Below are 1,842 nucleotides of genomic sequence, written 5' to 3'. Positions count from 1 at the left end.
GGTGCACGAGGAGCCTAGAAAATCTCTACTCAAAGGCCAAAGCACTCGAATACGAGGGCATCTCGACCTTTATCCACACTGGCTCTTACGCGCTGCCTAGCGTTACATTTACGGGCTCTGTCACGCGCGATCTGGTGCTCATCGACAAGGTCATCGGCTGTAAGATCGCGATGAGCGACAACCGCGGCAGCTACCCGACTTCTAAGGAGCTCATCAAGACCCTCACGCAGATCCGCATCGGCGGTATGATCTCGAAAAAAGGCGGCGTGCTACATATGCATATGGGCGGGCTCGCGGATAAATTTGACCTGATTTTTAGCGTGATCAAGGATTATTCGTTCCCCGTTAATTACTTTTCGCCGACGCACTGCGCGCGGACGAAGGAGCTCTTTGACGAGGCGATCAAATTTCAAAAAATGGGCGGCTACATCGATATCACGAGCGGCGGAAGTAAATTTGCCCCGCTTCACGAAGTTATAGCGTATGGGCTTGCTAACGGGCTAAATTTAGAGCGCCTAACGATGAGCTCGGACGGCAACGGCAGCGTGCCTAGATTTGACGAAAACGGCGCGCTAGTGGGCTACGGCTGCGCTTCGTGCGAGACGAATTTAGAGGTCTTGCAAGCCTGCGTGAAAAATAAAATCCTAACCATCCCGCAAGCGCTAAGCATGATGGGCAAAAACGTCGCAAAATACCTAAATCTAAGCGGCAAAGGCGAGATCAAAGTAGGCTTTGACGCCGATTTTGCGGTATTTGACGAAGCTCTAAACCTAGATAGCGTGATCGCGAAAGGGGAGTTTTGCGTAAAAGAGGGCGAGCTCGTGAAAAAGGGATTTTTTGAGTGAAATTTAGAGCGAATTCGCCGTTTTCTTAAATTTGGCGGGTTTTAAATTTGACGAATAATTTCGCTCACGCCACTTGCAGCCATCTCATCTTTGCAGCGCAAAATTTAACCGCGCAGGGGTCTGGATTATATTAAATTTAGCTTTAATTTAGCTATTTTTAAATATAATCCCAGCTTCAATTCACACACACCAATCCTAAAATTTGGTTGCGTTTGTCAAAAACAAATGTTAATGGGTGTGGAGGAGAAACCTAAATTTCGGGGCAACCCACAAGGAGAAAACTCATGGTAACAATGAGAGATTTGCTAGAGTGCGGCGTTCATTTCGGACACCAAACACGAAGATGGAATCCGAAGATGAAAAAATTCATTTTCGGCGAGAGAAAAGGTATCTACATCATAGATCTACAAAAAACTATCCGCTACTTCCGCTACACTTATAATATCGTACGCGACGCGGCTGCAGAGGGCAAGACGATACTTTTCGTAGGCACCAAAAAACAAGCCGGCGCGACGCTAAAAGAGTACGCCGAAAAATGTGGCATGCCTTATGTGAGCCACAGATGGCTAGGCGGCATGCTAACGAATTTTTCCACTATCAAGCAATCGATCCGCAAGCTCGAAGTAATCGAGACTATGGAAGAAGACGGCTCGATAAATTTGCTAACCAAAAAAGAGGCGCTAATGCTTCGCCGCAAAAAAGAAAAACTCGAGCTTTATCTAGGCGGCATTCGCAATATGAAGGGCCTTCCCGATATGATCTTCGTCATCGACGTTGTAAAAGAAAAGATCGCCGTAGCGGAAGCTAACCGCCTAAAAATGCCGGTTATCGCGCCTTTGGATACAAACTGCGATCCGGACGTAGTCGATTTCCCAATACCCGGCAACGACGATGCGATCCGCTCGGTTCAGCTTTTCTGCCAAGAGATGGCTGAGGCGATCAACGAGGGCAAGGCGCTTCGCGATCAAGATGCGAGCGAGGATGTCGAGCAGAGCGA

The 1,842-nt window shown here is 48.0% G+C and carries 2 protein-coding genes; both read left to right on the top strand.

The features are described from left to right. A partial coding sequence (locus Q0256_RS07320) for an amidohydrolase family protein (RefSeq protein ID WP_297961723.1) occupies positions 1-845 on the top strand: 845 nt, incomplete at its 5' end. Between the two features lie 284 nt (positions 846-1,129). Then, a partial coding sequence (rpsB, locus tag Q0256_RS07315; protein WP_297961720.1) for a 30S ribosomal protein S2 occupies positions 1,130-1,842 on the top strand: 713 nt, incomplete at its 3' end.

Origin of the sequence: uncultured Campylobacter sp. (assembly GCF_937949835.1) — a bacterium.
Classification (GTDB): domain Bacteria; phylum Campylobacterota; class Campylobacteria; order Campylobacterales; family Campylobacteraceae; genus Campylobacter_B.
The sequence above is the reverse complement of the archived record's forward strand: the minus strand, read 5'-3'. Positions and strand labels throughout refer to the sequence as shown.